Genomic DNA, 20727 nt, shown 5'->3' with positions numbered 1-20727 from the left:
GAGAACAGGAACACCGATGACACAGAACAGGATTCGCAAGCAAGTTCATCTGGGCGCTCACTTTCCCGGCGTGAACAACACCACGGTGTGGACCGATCCGGCGTCCAAGAGTCAGATCGAGTTCAGCTCGTTCGAGCATCTCGCCCGCAGTGCCGAACGCGGATTGTTCGACTTCTTCTTCCTCGCAGAGGGTTTGCGCCTGCGCGAGCATCAGGGCAAAATTCACGACCTCGACGTAGTCGGTCGCCCGGACACCTTCAGCATTCTCAATGCGGTTGCCGGTGTGACAACGCATCTCGGCCTGGCCGGGACGATCAACACCACGTTCAACGAACCGTACGAGTTGGCCAAGCAGTTCTCGACGCTCGATCATCTCTCCGACGGCCGCGCCGCCTGGAACCTGGTCACCTCCTCGGACGCCTTCACCGGCGAGAACTTCCGCCGCGGTGGCTATCTGGAGCATTCCGAGCGGTATGCACGCGCCAACGAGTTGGTCGACGCAGTACGGACGCTGTGGGACAGCTGGAGCGTCGACCGTCCGATCGTCGACCGTGAGCGCGGTGTTTTCGCCACCGACCAGCAGGTCGGCCAGTTCCAGCACTCCGGCAGGCAGTTCGACATCACCGGGCGCTTCGAAGTTCCTCGGAGTCCGCAGGGGCACCCAGTTCTGTTGCAGGCAGGTGATTCCGACGAAGGACGCGAGTTCGGCGCTGCCAAGGCGGACGCCATCTTCACCGGGCACGGAACGCTCGAAGCAGGCAAGGCGTTCTACGCCGACGTGAAGGGACGCCTGGCCAAGTACGGACGCACGCACGCAGACCTCAAGATTCTCCCCGCCGCCACCTTCGTCCTCGGTGACAACGCCGCGGACGCACAGGAGAAGGCGTATCACATCCGGCGGCAGCAGGTCGGGCCCCAGACTGCCATCGCTTTTCTCGAACAGGTGTGGGGCAGAGATCTTTCCCAGTACGACGCCGACGGCCCGTTGCCGAAGGAAGATCCGTCGGACGACGTCAACATCACCCGCGGACGCGTCCGCCACGTCAAGGATCCGCGAGCGGTCGCAGATCAGTGGCGTGCCAAGGCCGAGGCCGAAAACCTCAGCATCCGTGAACTCATCATCGAAGTGACTGCCCGCCAACAGTTCGTGGGTAGTGCAGCGGAGGTGGCTGCCGAGATCGACACCTACGTCCAGGGCGACGCGAGCGACGGATTCATCCTCGTTCCCCACATCACCCCCGCGGGCCTCGACGAGTTCATCGACACCGTCGTACCGGAACTTCAGGACCGCGGCAGTTTCCGGACCGAGTACTCAGGAACCACCCTGCGCAGCCATCTCGGGCTGCGCCACCCGCACGAGCAGGCTGAAGGAGTCCGCGCATCATGACCGTTACCGACACTTCCACCAGCACCTTCACCGGCGATTGGAATGCCTGGCACGCCTCGCGCGACGCCACCTTCGGCGAACCCCTCGGCTGGCTGAGCCTGACTGCGTTGCATTGGCTGGTGGACACCGATTCCACCTTCGCGGACCTGCCCGGTGCATGGCGCGCCGACGCGAATGCCGTTGTCGTCACCGCGACGCCCGCAGACGACCTCTCGATCGACGGCGTCGCAGTGGACGGTTCGGCCACTCTGAATCCGATCGAGGGGGCGCCGGGACTGATCGTCAAGCAGGGCGCGCGGTTGGTCGAGGTCATCCGCCGCACCGGCGAGGTGGCTCTGCGGATCCACGATTCGTCGGCCCCGGCATTGGCGCAGTTCAGTGGTATCCCGACCTTCGAGCCGAACCCGCAGTGGCGCATCGAGGGTGTCTTCACAGCTTTCGAGGAGGCTCGCACGGTGACGACGGGCGCGGTCGTCGAGCGCCTCGAGCATCATCACGACGCCCGAGGAACCATCAGCTTCGAACACGACGGTGCAACGTATACGCTGATTGCGTTCGCGGGCAAGGACAACGGCTTTCACATCCTGTTCACCGACGCGACCAGTGGTGTGTCCACCTACCCGGCCGCACGCTCGCTGCACGTGAGCGCACCTGAACCCGGTGGCGCGGTAGTCCTCGATTTCAATCGGGCGTCGAACCTGCCCTGCGCGTTCACCGATTACGCGACGTGCCCGGTGGCCCCCGCCGAGAACCGCCTGGCGTTCGCGGTGGAAGCCGGCGAGAAGACACCGGACACCCGCTCCGAAAGCGGACCGAGGTGAGCGCGCCGCTGTCCGTACTCGACCTCTCGCCGATCAGTGAGGGCGGAACGGCCCGCCAGGCTTTGCGGAACTCGCTGGACCTCGCTCGTTCTGCCGAAGCGTGGGGATACAAGCGTTACTGGGTCGCCGAACACCACTTCGTCGGTGTTGCCTCTTCGTCGCCAGCAGTGCTTGTCGGGCTGATCGCGGCCGCCACCAACACCATTCGTGTCGGCTCGGCCGCCGTGCTGCTGGGCAACAACACGGCGGCTCAGGTGGTCGAGGCCTTCGGTACCGTCGAAGCGTTGTATCCGGGTCGTATCGATCTCGGTATCGGGCGCAGCGGACAGCGTCGGGTGGAGGCACTTCGCGCCGTCGCTGCCGGAACGCCTGCGCCGGCAGAATCGAAGCGAGAGAACGTCGTACGCGACGGCGTCGTGATCCCGGCACCCTTCGATCCAACCGGTCTTCTCACGTCACCGCGGTTGCAGGCGTCGTTCGAGGCATTGGCGTTTCCGGGCGCGCAGGCGCCCGATTTCAAGCAGCAGGTCGACGACATACGCTCGCTCCTGAACGGTACCTACAGAACCCGCGACGGCATCGAATTGCACGCCAGTCCCGGCGAGAATGCCGACGTCGAACTGTGGGTGTTCGGAAGCAGTGCGGGCCCCAGTGCCGAGCTCGCCGGACGACTCGGATTGCCGTTCGGTGCGAATTACCATGTGGCGCCCTCGAGTACGCTCGATGCCGTCGAGGCATACCGTGCAGCATTCCGACCGTCGGCAGTCCTGTCGGAGCCGTATGTCGTCGTCTCCGCGGATGTTGTTGCTGCGGAAGACGATGCGACGGCGAGAGAGTTGGCGTCCACGTTCGGGCACTGGACGCACAGCATTCGCAGCGGACACGGCGCCATCCCGTACCCCGATCCCGCGACAGCGCTCCCACTTTCCGACGCCGACAAAGCAGTGGTGGAGGATCGGCTGATCACGCAGTTCGTCGGTTCACCGTCTACCGTCGCCGACAGGCTCGACAGTTTGCAGAAGCTCACCGGAGCGGACGAATTGGTAATCACCGGGGTGACCCATCGGCACGAGGATCGTCTGCGCTCGTACGAGCTGCTTGCCAAGGAATGGGGACTACCCGCACTACTGGCAGCGTGAGTTTGCCTTGGTCCATTAGTGTCGAGTGATGTTTTCACCTCGAGATGCCCTTGCGGTTGCTCTTGACGTAGCGCGTGAGGGCATGGAGCTCGGGGAGATGCCGATCGGCGCAGTCGTGTTCGACGACGACCGTGTGCTCGGGCGGGCGTATACGCAAGAACGGGCACTCGGCCGACGGGTAGTCCATGCGGACCTTCAAGCGCTCTTGCAGGCCGACGAGGCTCTCGGATTCACTCGAGCGTCCGGTGAATTGACATTGGCGGTCAATCTCGAACCCTGTCTCATGTGCATGGGTGCCGCGATCACACTCGGTGTGACCCGGGTGTGGTTCGCTGAATACGCCACCGGCACTGGCCCCGCCGGGATGCGGGACTGGGCGCGCAGTCTCACCTGACGCCATGGCTTGTAAGGAGGGCCGTGAGGCTCACGCCCCGATAGCGCCCGCGATCATCGGCCACGACGCGCGCATGTCGGCTTCGAAGAGCCCCCAGGTGTGGGTGCCTTCGGGTCGGAAGCTGAACGTCGCGGGAATGCCGAGCTGACCGAATCGCCCCTGCAGGGCAGCGGTGCACATGTTGGTGATGCCTTCGAGGACCGCGCCGGGAACGACGCCGGCGGCCATCGCCAATGAGTTGATTCCGTCCACCGGGCCGGGAAGGCCGTTGCCGGTCGAGATGAACAGCGCTGTGCCACGCAGTTTCTCGGCGTTGATCAACGGGTCGTGCGCCGCCCACTGCGGGCTACCCCACGGCCCCCACATGTTGGCCGCGTTGCCGCCGCCGAGTATCTCGACCATCGAGCGCACCGCTGCCTGGCCGAGCGGGTCGCCGGCGCGCGGACAGCCGCTGTACGAGCCGACTGCGCGGTAGGTGCCCGGCGACTGGATCGCGAGGTCCAGAACCGGTCCGCCTGCCATCGACACACCACCGAGTGCGTTGACACCGGTCGTGTTGTACCGAGCGTTGACCGCCGCCGGTAGTTCCTTGGTGAGGTACGTCTGCCACTTGTTACGGCCCAGCACCGGATCGTCGGCGTTCCAGTCGGTGTACATGCTGAACTTGCCGCCGACCGGCATGACCACGTTGACGTGTTTGTCGTCGAAGAAGTCACGAACTCCGGTGTTGTTGAACCACGAGATCCCGTCCTCGCCGCCGCCGACACCGGTCAACAGATAGAAGGTCGGGGCCGGGCCTCCTCCGGCCGGCGAAATCACGTCGTTGGCGATCCAGCGGTCCATCGAGGGGGAGTAGACGTCGATGCGACTGACCACGGAATCCGCACTCGCGGTCGGCGCGCTGAGGCCGAGAAAGCCGGCGGCCATGGCCACCGCCATCGTCAGCCGAACCGTGAAACGACGTGTCTTCATATTTCCCCCCAGGCGCAAGCCGGACAGCGTATTTGTGCCTTCCAACAGTGGCACAATGCGAAGAGGAGTGACGAATGTCCGGATAACAGTCGTATAAGAAGATGGAGACAATTGCGTGGGATCGCAGTCGCACCACCCCGAATCCGACGTGATTCGGCTGGCCTTCGGGCTGGCCGCGATCACGGCTGGTGCGGCGCGCAGAACCGCTGGTCTCGCACTTGATTCCGTGCAGCGGATCCCTGTCGTCGGTGACGCACTCGACGGCGCGATCACCCAGGTCACCACTCGCGGCACGGAAGCGATGCACTCGACCGTGGAGTTCGCCGACTCGACCTTGCGGACGGTGATCAAAGCTGTCGTCGACGCTGCTCTGTCCGAAGTCGACATCACCAAGATCGTCGTCGACCACGTGGACATCGACAAGATCGCCGAGAACATCGACGTGGACAAGATTGCCGAACGGGTCTCGCTCGAACCGATCATCGACCGGGTCGACGTGGACGAGATCGCAAGCCGCCTCGACGTCAAAGCGGTGATCGATCGCCTCGATCTCGACGGGATAGTCGACACGGTCGACCTCGAACGCCAGGTCAACCGCATCGACCTCGTCAAGATCGCCGACCAGGTCATCGAGGGCGTCGACCTGCCCCAGATGATTCGTGAATCGACCGGTTCACTCTCCACGGAAGCCGTGCACGGAGCTCGAGTGCAGGGCATGCAGGCGGACGACGCTGTCGCCGGCTTCGTCGGGCGACTCTTCGGCCGCGACAACGCACCGTCATCAGATAAACCGTCACCAGAAAAACCGTCGACAGAGACCGATCCGAAGACGAACGCAGGCGAACGCTAGTGGCCCAGGAGAGTTCCGGCCCAGCCGGCATCGTCACCCGTGGACTCGCCGGACTGATCGACCTGGGCGTCGTCCTGCTCCTGATGGGTTCCGTGTACGTGGGCTTCGCCTTCGTCCGACTGCTCTTCTCGCCACAGAGTTTCACTTTCTCGGAACCGGGAATCTTCCTGTCCACGACGGCATTTCTCGGTGTCTCGGTGGCGTATCTGACCGCCTGCTGGGCGACCACCGGTCGGACCGTCGGGTCCCTCGTGATGGGGCTGCGGGTGATCACGTCCGGGCATCGCCTCGTGCGCTGGCCGTTGGCCTTCATCCGTGCGGTGCTCTGCGTGCTCTTCGCCTTCGGATTGCTGTGGTCGGCGGTCGATCGACGACGACGATCGTTGCAGGACATCGTTCTGCGCACCGAGGTCGTCTACGACTGGCGTCAGGACCCGGATCTGGTGGCACCGCACGGAGGTGAGCACGCATGAGTGAACCGAACCGCCCGGACGAGCGCTTCACCCTTGCCAGCGAGCGCACCTTCCTCGCCTGGATGCGTAGCTCACTCGCCCTGCTGGCCGGAGGCATCGCCGTCGTCCAGTTGGTACCGGAATGGAGTACCGGGTGGGTTCGCACGACTCTCGGTCTGACCCTGATCGCACTCGCGGCGGCAGCCGCACTGGTAGGTATGCGACGCTGGCTACAGGTGAAGAAGGCGCTCGAGGACGGAGCGGCGATGCCGGAACCGCACGCATTGTGGCTGTTTGCACTGGCACTGGCCGGGGTTGCCGTCGCAGCCGGCGTGGCAACGGTGGTCACCAGCCTCGCTCGCTGAGATACGCAGAGAAGTCCGAGCGGTGTCTGGATAGTCTGCAAAGAACGTGAAGCATGTCAGAGAAGTAAACGAAACAGACGACAAGGGAGTGCACGGTGGCGCAGGAACTCAAGCTCGGATACAAGGCATCGGCTGAGCAATTCGGCCCTCGCGAACTGGTAGAGCTGGCAGTTCTGGCAGAGCAGCACGGCATGGATTCCGTTGCGGTGAGCGATCATTTCCAGCCGTGGCGCCACAACGGTGGCCACGCACCGTTCTCGCTCGCCTGGATGACCGCCGTCGGTGAGCGCACCGAGCGCGTGCAGATCGGCACGTCCGTGATGACGCCGACGTTCCGCTACAACCCGGCAGTCATCGCTCAGGCGTTCGCGACGATGGGATGTCTCTACCCGGGACGCATCATGCTCGGCGTCGGCAGCGGTGAGGCTCTCAACGAGATCGCCACCGGCTTCCAGGGCGAGTGGCCCGAGTTCAAGGAACGCTTCGCGCGGCTGCGTGAGTCCGTGCGGTTGATGCGTGAGCTGTGGCTGGGCGATCGTGTCGACTTCGAAGGCGAGTACTTCACCACTCGTGGCGCGTCGATCTACGACGTTCCCGAGGGTGGCATTCCCGTGTATATCGCGGCCGGCGGACCCGTTGTCGCCCGGTACGCTGGACGTGCCGGTGACGGCTTCATCTGCACCTCCGGAAAGGGCATGGAGCTCTACACCGAGAAGCTGCTTCCAGCCGTTGCCGAGGGCGCAGCCAAGGCCGAGCGCGACGTCGCCGACATCGACAAGATGATCGAGATCAAGATCAGCTACGACACCGATCCGGAGGCTGCACTCGAGAACACCCGCTTCTGGGCTCCGCTGTCCCTGACGCCGGAGCAGAAGCACAGCATCGAGGATCCGATCGAAATGGAAGCCGCTGCCGACGCTCTGCCCATCGAGCAGGTGGCCAAGCGCTGGATCGTCGCTTCCGATCCGGACGACGCCGTCGAGCAGGTCAAGGCCTACGTCGATGCCGGTCTCAATCACCTGGTGTTCCACGCACCGGGCCATGATCAGCGCCGGTTCCTCGAACTGTTCGAGCGTGACCTCGCGCCTCGCTTGCGTGCTCTGGGCTGATCCTCGAGAGCAACTGAACGGTGTCTGCCACTCGACGTGTGGCAGGCACCGTTCGTCTTTCTCGTAGCCGCCGGTTGTCGGCACGAGCGTGAGCGTGACCACGATCAGTGGCAAGGTGGGCGGCGGCCCACACTAGGCTGTTGGGCATGCCAGAAGCGCCCGCTGCCGTGTCGAGTGTCTACGTTGCCTCTCCTGAAGGTGACACCGGAAAATCCACCATCGCGCTTGGCGTGCTGCAGATGCTGTGCGCGACCGTCGCCCGGGTCGGTGTCTTCCGCCCGATCGCCCGCTCTACCGAGGAAACCGACTACATCCTCGAACTGCTGCTCGAGCACACCACCGCCGATCTCTCCTACGCCGACGCACTCGGCGTCACCTACGAGCAGGTTCACGCCGATCCTGAAGCCGCGCTGGCCGACATCGTCGCGAAGTACCACACCGTGGCCGAGCAGTGCGACGCCGTCGTCATCATCGGAAGTGACTACACCGACGTAGCAAGCCCGAGCGAGCTGAGCTTCAACGCCCGCATCGCCGTGAACCTCGGCGCGCCGGTTCTGCTGGCGGTACGCGGCGCTCGGCGCAGTGTCGAGGAGGTCGCCCAGCTCGCGCATCTATGCGCCGCCGAGTTGGCCGCCAACCACGCTCATCTGCTCGCCGTCGTCGCCAATCGTTGCGATCCCGACAAGCTCGACGAGGTCACCGCAGCGCTGTCCGACATCGGTGTTCCGACGTGGAGCCTGCCGGAGATTCCGTTGCTCGTCTCGCCCACGATGGCCGAGTTGATGGAGGCCACCGGCGGCGAGTTGTATTCGGGTGACCCGGAACTGCTGCACCGCGAAGCGCTCAAGGTGATGGTGGGCGGCATGACCGCCGAGCACATCCTCGAGCGTCTGGTCGAGGGCATGGTCGTCATCGCACCGGGCGATCGCTCGGACGTACTGCTCGCGTTGCTCAATGCACATGAGGCGGAAGGATTTCCGTCGCTCGCGGGCATCATCATGAACGGCGGAATCACACCGCACCCAGCCATCGCAGCGTTGATGGCCGGCCTCAAACAGCGTCTTCCGATCCTGACGACAACCCTCGGTACCTTCGACACCGCAAGCGCCGCAGCCCAAACCCGCGGACGCGTGGCAGTCGGTTCGCAGCGCAAGGTCGACACCGCGTTGAGCTTGATGGAACAGCGCGTCGACGCCGACGTCCTGATGGACCGACTGGCACTGCCGATCCCGTCCGTCGTGACCCCACAGATGTTCGAGTACAAGCTGATCGACCGTGCTCGACGCGATCGCAAGCACATCGTCCTGCCTGAGGGTGACGACGACCGGATCCTGCGCGCGGCCGGCCGGCTGCTGCAGCGCCAGGTTGCCGACCTGACGATCCTCGGTGACGAACCCAGTGTGCGTCGACGCGCAGCGGAACTCGGCGTCGACATCAGTGGCGCGCAGGTACTCGCACCCGCGCAGTCCGAGTACACCGAGCGCTTCGCACAGGAATACACCGCGCTGCGTGCTCACAAGTGCATGACCATCGAGCGGGCCCGCGAGGTGATCGCCGACATCTCGTACTTCGGAACGATGATGGTGCACTTGGGAATTGCCGACGGCATGGTGTCCGGCGCTGCGCACACCACCGCTCACACGATTCGACCCTCGTTCGAGATCATCAAGACCGCCCCCGGTGTCTCGACGGTCTCGAGCATCTTCCTGATGTGCCTGGCCGACCGCGTTCTCTCCTACGGTGACTGCGCCGTGGTTCCGGACCCGACGTCGGAGCAGTTGGCGGACATCGCGATCTCGTCCGCACAGACGGCGTCGCAGTTCGGGATCGACCCGCGCATTGCGATGCTGTCGTACTCCACCGGCGATTCGGGCAGTGGAGCCGACGTCGACAAGGTTCGCACCGCGACCGCTTTGGTGCGCGAGCGCCGACCGGACCTGTTGGTGGAAGGGCCCATTCAGTACGACGCCGCCGTCGAGCAGAGTGTCGCCGACAAGAAGATGCCGGATTCTCTGGTGGCGGGCAAGGCCACGGTGTTCGTGTTCCCGGACTTGAACACCGGCAACAACACCTACAAGGCAGTGCAGCGTAGCGCCGGCGCTATCGCCGTCGGCCCGGTTCTGCAGGGACTGAACAAGCCGGTCAACGATCTCTCGCGTGGAGCGTTGGTCCAGGACATCGTCAACACCGTGGCTATCACGGCAATACAGGCACAGGGAGCGTAAGCGTGAGCGACGGCACCGTACTGGTCATCAATTCCGGCTCGTCATCGATCAAATTTCAACTCGTGCATCCGGATACGGCGGAATCGGTGGCGCACGGCCTCATCGAGCGCATCGGTGAGCCCGACGGCCACATCGTCTACAACCACCGCACCGGAGTCGAAGACCGGAGCCTTCCGATCGCCGATCACCGCGCAGGTCTGAAGATGGTGCTCGACATCGTCGCCGAGGTCGGACGGCCGCTGAGTGAGGCCGGAATCATCGCAGTCGGGCACCGAGTCGTGCACGGTGGTGACATCTTCTATTCGCCGACTCTCATCGACGACGGCGTCGTGAAAGCCATCGAAGATCTGTCGAACCTTGCGCCGCTGCACAATCCCGCCAACGTGATCGGTATCGAGGTGGCGCGCGAGGAACTGCCCGACGTTCCGCACGTCGCAGTGTTCGACACTGCCTTCTTTCACACACTGCCCGCGGCGGCGTCCACCTATGCGATCGATCGGGATGTGGCCAAGGCCAACCAGATTCGCCGGTACGGTTTCCACGGGACCTCACACGAATACGTGTCTGGACGGGTCGCGGAGTTCCTCGGCAAGGATCCGGCCGAGCTGAATCAGATAGTCCTGCACCTCGGAAACGGCGCTTCGGCCTCGGCAATCAAGGGCGGCAAGGCCATCGACACCACGATGGGCCTCACCCCGCTCGAGGGTCTTGTCATGGGCACCCGCAGCGGCGACATCGACCCAGGCATCATCTTGCACCTCAATCGCAACTCGGGAATGAAGGTCGACGAGATCGACGACCTCCTCAACCGGCGCTCCGGTTTGAAGGGACTGTCGGGAGTCAACGATTTCCGTGCCCTGCTCGCACTGATCGAGGGCGGCGACCAAGACGCACAACTTGCGTACGACGTTTACGTGCACATGCTCCGTAAGTACATCGGCGCCTTCATCGTTCAACTCGGTGGCGTCGACGTCATCACCTTCACCGGTGGCGTCGGGGAGAACAACATCGACGTGCGACGCGACAGCCTGGCCGGGCTTTCCCGTCTCGGTATCGAGGTCGATCCGGCTCTCAACGAGGCGAAGAGTCGCGACGAGCGTCGTATCTCCGCATCCTCGTCGGCTGTCGAGGTGCTGGTGGTCCCCACCAACGAGGAGTTGGCGATCGCCCGCGCGGCGAAGGCTTTGGTGGCCGCACTGTAGGTTTCTGCAGCACTGTAAACCTCGGGGCGTCCGTCAGAAATTGCTGCGCGGACGCACCGCATTCGCCCGGTCCACGAGGGCGTAGCGGTGCGTGCGGGAGGTCGTGGCGCGAGCGAGGGCGCGAAGGCAGGCTTCGGCTCCGGTGCGCAGACCTTGCTCGGTGAAGGGCAGGTCGAGGATGGGTTCGAGTTCGGTGTGCGAGCGATTGCCGTAGCGAATCCAATCGAGTGCCGTGCCCAACACCAGGGTTCGCATCTGCAGGCTTCGGCTCTCTTCAGCAGGTAGCGCCCGAACACGACGGGCGGCTTCCCGCAGAGTCGATTCGTCGAGTTCGGCGATCGGAACGCCGGACAGCATCGTCAGAGCGCTGGACATCCGTGCGACGTTGTAGTGCCGGGAAGACGTGGGTACTTCGTCGAGGGCGGCGATGGCTGCCTTCTTGTTGCCGTGATCGGCGAGTTGTCGGGCGAGCCCGAATGCTGCGCTCACGTAGTTTCGTTCGGTCCGCCAGACGGTGCGGTAGTACTTCTCGGAGAAGCGGCACCATTGGTCCGGGTCGTCGCTCTCCCAGTGCTGGAGAATCAGTTCTGCCGTCGCTGCCAACGCCAGCTTTGGTGCAGCCTCGCCGGGCAGTGCGGTGAGAACTGTCTCGAAGTGACTGAAAGCGGGCTCGAATCGGTCCAGTTGTAACGCCGCAAGTCCTCGATACCACTCGATCTTCCAGTGGTCCCCGATGTTCTGCTGGAGTTCGCCCAGAACTGTCAGTGCGGTTTCCGGATCACCGAGATCGAGATGAGCTTTGGCCTCGGCCAGTCGAACTTCGCCCGAGACGGCGGCCGCCGGTGTGCCCGATGTTCGGTCGATTCCGTTCTCGCGGGCGTGTTTCAACGCATCGAGGGTCTGCGACGGTTCGCTGTGCACCGCTGCCGCCAGCAACGGCGCGCTGGGATCGGTGGGGTCGACCAACGGAATGGGAAGTGCGTGCGCAACTTCGCGCGGATCGAGAGCGGCGTCGTGGCTGACACCGTCGACGTACACATCGGTTTGCCCGACCAATTCATCGGTGCCGAAAGACGTTCGCTGCCTGCTGAACACGAGCGAGAGTCCGGGATTCTCCTGCCCGGTTTGCTCGGCGAGGATTTCTCGCAGAACGCCGGTGAGTTGTCCCGCGATTTCCTCGGCGGACTGGAATCGCTTCTTCGGATCCGGGTCGGTGGCGCGTAGCAGTAGACGGTGGAAGAACTCGTGGTCGCGCAGTAGTGGCTCGTCCTCGGGTTCGGGAAGGCCGTCGAGGTACCGTCCGTGCTTCGAAGGCATGTCGAGGGTGAGAACCGCGAGTGTTCTTCCGACGGTAAAGATGTCGGAGGCGATGGTCGGACCGGTCTCGATGATCTCGGGTGCTTGATAGCCGGCGGTACCGTACAGGTATCCGTAGTCTTCGATTCCGGACACGGCGCCGAGGTCGATCAGCTTCAACTGATCCTCGGTGACCATCACGTTCTCGGGCTTGAGGTCGTTGTACGCCAGGCCGGTGGAATGCAGATAGCTCAGCGCCGGAAGGATTTCCAGTACGTAGCCGATTGCCTGCTCGATCGGCATGTGCTTGCCGTCCGGGAATTCGGCCAGCACCTCTCGCAATGATCGCCCACCCACGTACTCCATGACGATGTACCCCATGGGTGTGCCGTCCGGGCGTGGATGCTCGACGAAGTTGAAGATCTTGACGATGCTGGGGTTGGCGACCTCGGCGAGGAACTGACGCTCGGCCACCGCAACGGCTTGCGCTTCGGAATCACCGAAATGCAAGAGCCCCTTGAGAACTACCCACCTGTCGCTGACATTGCGATCGATCGCGAGGTAGATCCATCCCAGGCCGCCGTGCGCGATGGGCCCTTGAACCTCGTATTGACCGGACACCAATTCGCCCTCTTCGAGGAGTGGGCGGAAGTCGAAAGTGGAACCGCACTTGGGGCAGGTGCCGTGCTGAGTTGCCTTGGTGCTTGCGCTCTTACGACCGACTGGTTCGTTGCATTTCCAACAGAACCGTTTCCGCTCGGGGACGGTCGGGTCACTCATCACCGCAGATGCGGGGTCGATCTGAGGGACGGGGGGAACCTCGACCAGGCCGCCGCCGAGGCGCAGCTTTCGTCCCGACCGGCTGCGGCGGGATCGAGTGGAGCGGCCGGTCGGGGAGGAGGATGCGGACGGCGTGGTTCCTCGTATCTGGGCCGAGGTCGGTTCGAGACGCTCGTAGGCGCCCGTGGCTTCGGGCTCGGGCCGCTCGTAGGCGCCGGTGGCTTCGGGTTCGGGACGCATGGAAGCCTGCGTGGCGTCGGGCTCGGGGCCGGTTTCTTCGGTCATGTCAGCCTCAATCCCGGTAGACGGCCGGCGGGGGACCGGGCGAAGGACCGAGGACGCTGAGCCAGCGGTCGTAGATACGGTTCCAGGTCCCGTCGCTCCGGATCCGATCCAGTGTTCCGTTGACGAATCGGACCAAGTCGGGGTTGTCCTTGTTCACTCCGATTCCGTACGGTTCGACGCCCAGTGAGCCACCGACCATCATCAGATACGGGTCTTGCGAGGCGAGGCCCGCGAGGATCGTGTCGTCGGTGCTGATCGCGTCCACCTGCCCCTGTTGGAGGACGACGAGGCAGTCGGACCACATCGGGACGGTGACGACGGTGGCTTCGGGTTGGAGTTGCTGGATTCGAGTGGCCGAGGTCGTTCCCCGGGCAGCGCAGACCCGCTTGCCTGCGAGGTCGTCGATGCCGCGGACGGATGACCCCTGCAAGACCTGAATTCGTTGTTCAGCGGAGAAGTACTGCGTCGAGAAGTCGACCTTCTCGCGCCGCTCGCACGTGATGGTCATGGTCTTGACGACCACGTCGACCATCGATTCCTGGAGTGCGGCGATCCGATCGTCCGACGTCAGGATTCGGTACTCGATCTTCTCCGGGTCACCGAGCAGATCTCGGGCGATTTCGCGGGCGATGTCCACGTCGAAACCCTCGAGGCGCCCGGTGGCCGGATCGCGAAAGCTCATGAGGTTGGAACCGGTGTCCAGGCCCACGATCAGCCGCCCGCGGGCGCGGATGGCGTCGAGGCTCGGCGTGGGTGGCTGCGGAGATGCGTCTGCGGGGGTGGGCCGCAGGCTCGCGGTGAGGTTGGTGCACGACGCGGTAGTCGTCGGTGTCGGGCTGGGAGCGATGGTGGCCTCGGCCGGCAGCGGCGGTTCCGTGTACGACGTGGCGCCTGCGTTGTCCAAGTCTTCGGCTCGATCCGCACCGCAACCGGCGAGCACCAGCATGGCCGCTGCCAGAACCGCGACACATACGGCCGGGCTCTTCCTCCGCATCACCGGTACTCCCGTCACTGATACTCCCGCAGTCGAGGCCAGAATCCGATGAAGATTCCGGCAACTCCGAGAACTGCCAATACAGACATGCCCGGTGCAGAGGCAGCCAACACCCGGGAGGCGTACGAGACGTCGGACCGAAGATTCGTGCGCGAATCCACGATTCCCTGCCAGAGTTCGTGATCGAGCTTTCCGTACTCCGCGGCCGAATCGTGTTCTCCGGCGCCGATGGTGATGGCTGCGGCGGACGTGAAGTCGCCGTTTCCGAGACGGTCGTACATGCGCGTGTGCGCAGCCACCCACTGCTGGCGCGAGTCGAGTGCGGCGGTCAGCACTTCGCTGTTCACTCGGGCGCGTTCGTCGCTTTGCAGGCCCTCGAGGATGTCCCGCAGAGCATCGACCTTGCGGGTGAACGTCACGTTGTCCTCGGCGGTCGAATCCCGCCTCGCCAGCGTGAGGGTTTCCACGGTGCGTGCTTGCTGAGCCATGATTCGTGCCTCGGTCAGTTCGTGCAGTGGCTCGGCCCCGGCGTCGAGCGCGCGCCCGGTGGCCAGTGCGGAGACCAGTCCGACCGTGAGCAGCCACAGCAGAGCTGCAGCGACCGCGAGCGAGGCAAGGATCAACCCGAGATTGAAGCGTCGGCGACTCTTGCGGGAGAAGTACATCTGTGTCGCCACCAGCGCGCACAGCACGAAGACGAACGCCACGATCGGCCACCACGGTGGAGTCTCGAAATCGCGCTGTACTTGGGAGACCAGCGTCTCCTGCGAGGCGTGCAGTTGCTGGGCCATCGGCAGCAGCGAGGTCTGCATCAACTGCGAGGCCTCGCTCAAATATGCTGCCCCGACCGGGTTTCCGACGCGATTGTTCGCCCGTGCAGTTTCGACCAGCCCGGTGTAGACGGAGAGGTCGGTCGAGATGGTGGTCAAGGCGCTGTGACCGGCAAGATCGGTCGAGTCGAGACCGGCCGACGCCTGGACGATCTCCGCAGAGGCCTCACCGATCGACTGCGTGTATCGGTCGCGGACTTCGGCGGGTTCGAGGCCGCCGGAGATGAAGGCGGTGGCCGCGGCGGCGTCTGCCAAGGACAACGCACTGTAGAGATTCTGGGCCGAGTTGGCGAGAGGCTCGGTTTCGACGAGGAGGAGGTCGAGGTTCGCCTGGCGGTTCTCGATCGCTGCGGCGGCGAGGAGTCCGGCGATCAAAGTGATCGCGATCAGGATCAGTCCGACGACGGTCAACCGGCCAGGCGTCGAGGACATGAAGGCCTGCAGTTCGCGCCGCAGAAGTGCCTGCTCGTCCTCCGCCGACACTGATGTGGCCTCGGAGGGCGGCAGCGACCGGGGTTCGATGGACGGGACGACACGGTCGACCATCGAGCACCTCACTTCGCTGTAGGCGGGCTACCGAGAAATGATGCCGCCGAGAAATGATTCAGGGCATCTTCGCGAGCATATAAGCATCACCTACACCTGGAGCAGTTTGAAACGGTTAGTGTGGGACAACGGCGAGAGCAGGCGGAGCGAGGTAGTCGATGCGTGGTGACGGTGACGGTTGGTCCATCGGATCGGACGGTACTCGGCATTGGGGTAAACACGGAGCTGCAGGACTGCTTCTGCGTGCCCCCGATTCGGACGGATCACCCATGGTCTTGCTGCAGCATCGTGCGGCGTGGAGCCATCAGGGCGGAACGTGGGCACTGCCCGGCGGAGCGCGGGACTCACACGAGAGCACGACGCACGCTGCCGTCCGGGAAGCACACGAAGAAGCAGGTATCGCCGAGGACGCCGTCCGTGTTCGCGGGGAAGTAGTGACGATGCGCGCCGAGAGCGGGTGGACTTACACCACCGTCGTGGCTGACGCGGCGCATCCACTGTCGACGGTTGCCAATGGTGAGAGCACCGAGTTGCGGTGGGTACGCGAAGCCGACGTCGACTCACTGCCGCTGCATCCGGGCTTCGGTTCCTCATGGCCCGACCTCCGGACCGAGCCTGTTGTGGCCGTGGACGGCGATCCGCACACCGTCGTGCTCGAGGACGGCGGATTCGGATGGTTGTCGGGTAGTTCCCACCACGGCAGTGACCAGGCAGGCAGCGACCAGGCAGGCAGCGACCAGGCACGCGGTGACCAGGCAGGCAGCGACCAGAACCTGTCCGAGGCGAGCAGTACCCAGTCGTAGCAGTCGAGTCTTCGCAGTTCGTACACAGCAGAAGGGCCGGACTCCTCGGGAGTCCGGCCCTTCGGTGTTTCGGTCGTCGACCGAAACGAGGCTCAGCTGAGCGAGTTCAGCGCCGTGATGAAGCTGACCGCGGTGATACCGAGCTTGAGCAGCTCGCTGATCTTGCCGAGGTTCAGGTCTTCGAGCGATTCGGTGCTGAGCGAGCCGGTGTCGAGGGATCCCATTTAGTGCTCCTAGGTTCAGTTAGTAACTGGAGGTAAACTACAACAAACCGAATGGGATGTGACACGCAATCGAAGCAACTGTGAGCAAGATCACTTAATCCGACTTTTCGGACATCCAATCGCACCTAGGAACTGGGAGTTTGTTGTCTGATCGGACAACTTCCGTTCACAATTCGAGTCAGGCGTGCTGACCCGTAACTGTGCGGAAATCGCCCGGCAAACACTTGACGAACGCCAGTTACCGGCTTTCAGCGCCCAGCGACGGCTGCGGCGAGGCGTTGCGCGGCCGCCTGGGGGTCCGATGCTTGCGTGATTGCACGCACGACGACGATGCGCGTGGCGCCGGCATCGAGCAGCTCTGGCAGACGTTCCTCGTCGATGCCGCCGATCGCAAACCAGGGCCGCGGCGGTGCGGCGTCGGCGGTCGATCGAACCAGTTCCAAACCGGACGCACTTCGATTCGGTTTGGTCGGTGTCGCCCAGACCGGCCCGGTACAGAAGTAGTCGACGCCCTCCTCGATGGCGGCCAGACTCGCCTGCGCGCGACTGCTCGTCGAACGGCCGATGACGACGTCTTCACCGACAACGGTTCGCGCGTAGGGGACGGGAATGTCGTTCTGGCCGAGGTGGAGGATGTCGGCGCCGGAAGCCATCGCGAGATCCGCGCGATCGTTGACGGCCAACAATGCGCCGTGGCGTCGCGCTGCGGTCGCGAGAATGCCCAGCGCCACCAGTTCGTCCTTGGCCTCGAGCGGGCCGAACTCGCGCTCACCGGCAGAGCCTTTGTCACGCAATTGGATGATGTCGACTCCGCCGGACAATGCTGCCTCGGCGAACTGCGCGAGGTCGCCTTTCTCGCGGCGCGCGTCGGTGCACAGGTACAGCCGTGCTGCTGCCAGGCGCTCGCGCCGGTCGATGTCGTTACTGGGATGTGTGGGGTGCACGGAGCAAACGGTAGCCTCTAGGGAGCAAGGTTCGACACGGGAGTCCTGAAACGTCGTCGTCACTTTTTGTCGTGACTGCGAGGTTCGTTGGGCTGAGAGGGGATCGCGACCAGATCCCGACCGTCAGACCTGACCCGGATCATGCCGGCGCAGGAAGTGGAGGTGGAGTTTCGTGAGTACACACGCTCGTACGGTGTCGGTTGTCGGCGGCGGTGTCATCGGTCTCGCTATCGCGTGGCGAGCAGCCCGCGACGGGTGGGCCGTTCGGTTGTACGACCCGTCCATTGGATCAGGTGCTTCGTGGGTGGCGGGCGGAATGCTTGCCCCGCTTTCCGAAGGCTGGCCGGGTGAAGAAACCGCGTTGACAATCGGTGCAGCGTCCCTGGAACGGTGGCCGACGTTCGGTGAGGAGCTCGGAAAATTCGGGCAATCGGTCTTCACCGCGGACAGCTCGCTGACGGTTGCACTCGATGCTGCCGACGCGCAGGACCTGCAGACCATCGCCGAGTGGGTGAGCTCGCAGGGGCACGAACTCGAAGTTCTCGGTCGCGCGCGCATCCGTGAACTCGAACCGATGCTGGGCCGGGGCATCCGGTCGGGGTTGATGGCTGTTGGTGAGTCCGCCGTCGACAACAGACTTCTGCTGGCGGCGTTGCAGAAGGCCTGTGCGGAATCCGGCGTCGAATTGATCGCGCGGGCCGTCGGCGACCTCGCCGAACTCGATACCGATCAGATAGTGCTCACCGCCGGTATCGCGTCACCCAAGCTGTGGCCCGGGCTACCGGTACGCCCGGTCAAGGGCGAAATCCTTCGCTTGCGCAGTAGGCCTGGAGTCACCCCGGCGCCCAGCCGTACCATCCGTGGCAGCGTCCACGGCCGGCCCGCCTACCTCGTCCCGCGCGGTGACGGAATCGTCGTCGGCGCAACACAATACGAGTCCGGCGAGGATACACAGGTCACGATGGCCGGCGTACGGGACCTGATCAACGACGCCGAGGCCCTGATGCCGGCGATCGGCGAATACGAACTGTACGAGTGCGCGGCAGGTCTGCGTCCCATGACGCCGGACAACCTGCCGTTGATCGGGCGCGTGTCCGATCGTGTTGTCGTCTCCACCGGGCACGGCCGCAACGGAGTCCTGCTGACGCCCGTCACCGCCGATGCGACGGTCGCGTTGCTGAACGGCACATCTTTGGTCGAGGTAAAAGGAACCGAACCCGAGCGGTTCGCAGTAGCTAAGGAAAATTCATGAGTGAGCAGGTCCCGATCGGGATCACCGTCAACGGCGAAGATCTCGAGTTCGATCGAGCAGTCACGGTGACCGAACTTCTGACGCACCTCGAGTTGCCGAGCAAAGGCATCGCCGTCGCCGTCGACGGTGCGCTCTTTCCTCGCGGGCGTTGGGACGAATCCGTCGGACGTGGTTGGGAAATCGAGATCCTCACGGCGGTGCAGGGTGGCTGAGCAGGACCTTCTCACTATCGCGGGCCGCAGTTTCGGTTCCCGGCTCATCACGGGGACAGGCGGCGCCGCCAACCTTGCGGTGCTCGAGGAAGCGCTTGTCGCCTCCGGTACCGAACTGACCACCGTCGCGATGCGGCGAGTCGACGCGGCCGGCGGCACCGGCGTTCTGGACCTGCTTCGTCGCCTCGGAATCGAACCGTTGCCGAACACCGCCGGGTGTCGAGGCGCCGCCGAAGCGGTCCTGACGGCGCAGTTGGCACGCGAAGCGCTCGAGACGAACTGGGTCAAACTCGAAGTCATCGCCGACGAGCGGACTCTGCTGCCCGACGCAATCGAACTCGTCTCCGCCGCAGAACAATTGGTGGACGACGGATTCACCGTCCTGCCGTACACGACGGACGATCCGGTGCTGGCGCTTCGCCTCGAAGAGGTCGGCTGCGCGGCAGTCATGCCGCTCGGTTCACCCATCGGGACAGGGCTGGGTATCGCGAATCCGCACAACATCGAGATGATCGTCGAGCGCGCCGGTGTGCCCGTCATCCTCGACGCCGGAATCGGAACGGCCAGCGACGCCACCCTTGCCATGGAGTTGGGCTGCGACGCCGTCCTGCTTGCGACAGCGGTGACGCGGGCCAAGAATCCCGCGTTGATGGCGTCGGCGATGCGGCACGCAGTGGTAGCAGGTTTCGAAGCGCGTCACGCCGGCCGGATTCCCAAGCGGTTCTGGGCCCAAGCATCGTCCTGACGGACCATTTCCGGGTGTTTTCTCAGGGTTATGCCCGGATTGTCCGGCTTCGTGTCCTACCTGAGTACCACTCGGAACTAGACCTGTGGCCGATGTGCTGGTCATTGCCGGTAGGGCAAAGTTCTCCTCATGATTGAACTGAGGGGATTGACCAAGGTTTACGGACCGACGAAAGCGGTGGACGATTTGTCGTTCACGGTCAAGCCGGGCATCGTGACGGGCTTCCTGGGCCCGAACGGTGCAGGCAAGTCGACGACGATGCGGATGATCCTGGGTTTGGATCAGCCGACCTCGGGTGCGGCGTTGATCGAGGGCAAGCCGTACCGCGAGCTCAAGACGCCGTTGCGGACGGTGGGTGCGTTGTTGGATGCGAAGTGGGTGCATCCCAATCGCAGTGCGCGGGCGCATCTGCAGTGGATGGCTGCTTCGAACGGGATCCCGAAGTCCCGCGTCGACGAGGTGCTCGGGTTGGTCGGGTTGTCCGAGGTGGCGGGAAAGAAGGCCGGCGGGTTCTCGCTCGGTATGTCGCAGCGTCTGGGGTTGGCGGGTGCGTTGTTGGGGGATCCGAAGGTGTTGTTGTTCGACGAGCCGGTCAACGGTCTCGATCCGGAGGGCATCGTCTGGATTCGTAAGTTCATGCAGCGGTTGGCGGCCGAGGGCCGCACGGTGTTGGTGTCGAGTCACCTCCTTTCGGAGATGGCGCTCACGGCGGAGCAGTTGGTGGTGATCGGTCGGGGTCGGTTGATTTCGGATTCGACGGTGGCGGAGTTCGTGGATCGTTCGTCGGAGTCGACGGTGCGGGTGCGTAGTCCTCAGCTCGATGCGTTGCGCAGTGTGTTGCTCTCGCAGGGGTTGACGGTGCGTGAGGACGGTTCCGGTGTTGCCCCGGCATTGGTGGTC

General features: G+C 64.1%; 21 protein-coding genes and 1 riboswitch. Of the genes, 15 read left to right on the top strand and 6 right to left on the bottom strand.

Going from position 1 to position 20727, the window contains the following annotated elements:
* Positions 1-16: 16 nt before the first annotated feature.
* The 4 genes from ACYP01_RS19750 to ACYP01_RS19735 are packed head-to-tail and all read left to right on the top strand — an operon-like array spanning position 17 to position 3741.
* Complete coding sequence (locus tag ACYP01_RS19750; RefSeq protein WP_459681889.1) at positions 17-1387, top strand: NtaA/DmoA family FMN-dependent monooxygenase; 1371 nt, start codon at positions 17-19, stop codon at positions 1385-1387.
* Positions 1384-2208, top strand: coding sequence for a DUF1684 domain-containing protein (locus ACYP01_RS19745; RefSeq protein WP_162114465.1), 825 nt, complete (start codon positions 1384-1386; stop codon positions 2206-2208). Before ACYP01_RS19750 ends, ACYP01_RS19745 begins: the two co-directional genes overlap by 4 nt.
* Positions 2205-3347: an LLM class flavin-dependent oxidoreductase gene (locus ACYP01_RS19740; RefSeq protein ID WP_063314815.1), complete on the top strand. Its 1143-nt coding sequence runs from the start codon at positions 2205-2207 to the stop codon at positions 3345-3347. The genes ACYP01_RS19745 and ACYP01_RS19740 overlap by 4 nt, the downstream gene beginning before the upstream one ends.
* A 28-nt stretch (positions 3348-3375) precedes the next feature.
* Positions 3376-3741, top strand: a complete 366-nt coding sequence (locus ACYP01_RS19735; RefSeq protein WP_075832552.1) for a nucleoside deaminase — start codon at positions 3376-3378, stop codon at positions 3739-3741.
* A gap of 30 nt (positions 3742-3771) precedes the next feature.
* Here ACYP01_RS19735 and ACYP01_RS19730 read toward each other — a convergent pair whose 3' ends face one another.
* Positions 3772-4713, bottom strand: coding sequence for an alpha/beta hydrolase (locus ACYP01_RS19730; protein WP_003944347.1), 942 nt, complete (start codon positions 4711-4713; stop codon positions 3772-3774).
* A gap of 115 nt (positions 4714-4828) precedes the next feature.
* Between ACYP01_RS19730 and ACYP01_RS19725 the strand changes: the two genes are divergently transcribed.
* From ACYP01_RS19725 to ACYP01_RS19700, 6 genes are all read left to right on the top strand, one after another.
* On the top strand, positions 4829-5563 hold the full coding sequence (locus tag ACYP01_RS19725) for a hypothetical protein (protein ID WP_003944326.1): 735 nt from the start codon (positions 4829-4831) through the stop codon (positions 5561-5563).
* Positions 5563-6036 carry an RDD family protein gene (locus ACYP01_RS19720; RefSeq protein WP_003944375.1) on the top strand — a complete coding sequence of 158 codons (474 nt, stop codon included), beginning with the start codon at positions 5563-5565 and terminating at the stop codon, positions 6034-6036. The genes ACYP01_RS19725 and ACYP01_RS19720 overlap by 1 nt, the downstream gene beginning before the upstream one ends.
* A complete protein-coding gene (locus ACYP01_RS19715) occupies positions 6033-6380 on the top strand; it encodes a YidH family protein (RefSeq protein ID WP_003944317.1) in 348 nt (115 codons plus the stop codon). The genes ACYP01_RS19720 and ACYP01_RS19715 overlap by 4 nt, the downstream gene beginning before the upstream one ends.
* Positions 6381-6475: 95 nt before the next feature.
* Positions 6476-7489 carry a glucose-6-phosphate dehydrogenase (coenzyme-F420) gene (gene fgd, locus ACYP01_RS19710; RefSeq protein ID WP_003944371.1) on the top strand — a complete coding sequence of 338 codons (1014 nt, stop codon included), beginning with the start codon at positions 6476-6478 and terminating at the stop codon, positions 7487-7489.
* Between the two features lie 146 nt (positions 7490-7635).
* Positions 7636-9714, top strand: coding sequence for a phosphate acetyltransferase (gene pta, locus ACYP01_RS19705; protein WP_459681882.1), 2079 nt, complete (start codon positions 7636-7638; stop codon positions 9712-9714).
* Between the two features lie 2 nt (positions 9715-9716).
* Positions 9717-10916, top strand: coding sequence for an acetate kinase (locus tag ACYP01_RS19700; RefSeq protein WP_064114311.1), 1200 nt, complete (start codon positions 9717-9719; stop codon positions 10914-10916).
* 33 nt (positions 10917-10949) lie between these two features.
* Here ACYP01_RS19700 and ACYP01_RS19695 read toward each other — a convergent pair whose 3' ends face one another.
* The 3 genes from ACYP01_RS19695 to ACYP01_RS19685 are packed head-to-tail and all read right to left on the bottom strand — an operon-like array spanning position 10950 to position 15647.
* Positions 10950-13277 carry a serine/threonine-protein kinase gene (locus tag ACYP01_RS19695; RefSeq protein ID WP_058228018.1) on the bottom strand — a complete coding sequence of 776 codons (2328 nt, stop codon included), beginning with the start codon at positions 13275-13277 and terminating at the stop codon, positions 10950-10952.
* Between the two features lie 7 nt (positions 13278-13284).
* On the bottom strand, positions 13285-14271 hold the full coding sequence (locus tag ACYP01_RS19690) for a glutamate ABC transporter substrate-binding protein (RefSeq protein ID WP_003944406.1): 987 nt from the start codon (positions 14269-14271) through the stop codon (positions 13285-13287).
* Positions 14272-14285: 14 nt separating this feature from the next.
* Entirely contained in the window at positions 14286-15647 is a 1362-nt protein-coding gene (locus ACYP01_RS19685; RefSeq protein ID WP_459681877.1) for a hypothetical protein, read from the bottom strand.
* A 158-nt stretch (positions 15648-15805) separates the two neighbouring features.
* Here ACYP01_RS19685 and ACYP01_RS19680 point away from each other — a divergent pair, with 158 nt between their 5' ends.
* Positions 15806-16450, top strand: coding sequence for an NUDIX hydrolase (locus tag ACYP01_RS19680; protein WP_007726853.1), 645 nt, complete (start codon positions 15806-15808; stop codon positions 16448-16450).
* 92 nt (positions 16451-16542) lie between these two features.
* Here the strand turns inward: ACYP01_RS19680 and ACYP01_RS19675 are convergent, their stop codons facing one another.
* A complete protein-coding gene (locus tag ACYP01_RS19675) occupies positions 16543-16674 on the bottom strand; it encodes a hypothetical protein (protein WP_003944354.1) in 132 nt (43 codons plus the stop codon).
* Between the two features lie 248 nt (positions 16675-16922).
* Entirely contained in the window at positions 16923-17618 is a 696-nt protein-coding gene (gene thiE / locus ACYP01_RS19670) for a thiamine phosphate synthase (RefSeq protein ID WP_003944422.1), read from the bottom strand.
* Between the two features lie 26 nt (positions 17619-17644).
* Positions 17645-17791, top strand: a riboswitch (TPP riboswitch).
* On the opposite strand from thiE, the gene thiO reads away from it, so the two are divergent.
* The 4 genes from thiO to ACYP01_RS19650 form a co-directional block, all read left to right on the top strand.
* A complete protein-coding gene (gene thiO / locus ACYP01_RS19665; RefSeq protein WP_459681872.1) occupies positions 17791-18870 on the top strand; it encodes a glycine oxidase ThiO in 1080 nt (359 codons plus the stop codon). (Overlaps the previous riboswitch by 1 nt.)
* Positions 18867-19082: a sulfur carrier protein ThiS gene (thiS, locus tag ACYP01_RS19660; RefSeq protein ID WP_003944402.1), complete on the top strand. Its 216-nt coding sequence runs from the start codon at positions 18867-18869 to the stop codon at positions 19080-19082. Before thiO ends, thiS begins: the two co-directional genes overlap by 4 nt.
* Complete coding sequence (thiG, locus tag ACYP01_RS19655) at positions 19075-19827, top strand: thiazole synthase (RefSeq protein WP_007726857.1); 753 nt, start codon at positions 19075-19077, stop codon at positions 19825-19827. The genes thiS and thiG overlap by 8 nt, the downstream gene beginning before the upstream one ends.
* A gap of 129 nt (positions 19828-19956) precedes the next feature.
* Positions 19957-20727, top strand: a 771-nt coding sequence (locus ACYP01_RS19650; RefSeq protein ID WP_459681869.1) for an ABC transporter ATP-binding protein, incomplete at its 3' end; no start/stop codon positions are given.

This window comes from Rhodococcus sp. no. 34 (assembly GCF_054589475.1).
Note: the sequence above shows the minus strand (reverse complement) of the source record. Positions and strands in the feature narration are given on the sequence as shown.